This window comes from Dellaglioa sp. CoH-57-MRSF-17 (genome assembly GCF_056782015.1).
Genome location: NZ_JBXAXY010000151.1, coordinates 1 through 264 on the forward strand (window position 1 = coordinate 1; position 264 = coordinate 264).

Annotated in this window: 1 protein-coding gene; it reads left to right on the forward strand. The window is 53.4% G+C overall.

The window, feature by feature from the left end; genetic code table 11:
• Positions 1-245, forward strand: a 245-nt coding sequence (locus AC1RPJ_RS08230) for a hypothetical protein (RefSeq protein ID WP_481762920.1), incomplete at its 5' end; no start/stop codon positions are given.
• Positions 246-264: the final 19 nt, after the last annotated feature.

Sequence of the window (264 nt, forward strand, 5' to 3'; positions counted from 1 at the left end):
ACACGCAAGAATCGGTAACAATCGGCAGTTTCACGTTTACGCCCGACAATCGCATGGGGCGCGGATTCAGCTACGAACAACAGATTGCACGACATGATCCGCTCAGGTGCGAACTCTCGTATCTGTCGCCGCGTGTAGGCGGTATGCGTGACTGGCCGGCAACCGAATCGGGTATGAAACGTGCGGCACGGCGTTACGCGGAAGAGCACGCAGCAGAAATGGAAAATCGCAACATCGTTAAATAAGGAACAAGCAATGTCTGTT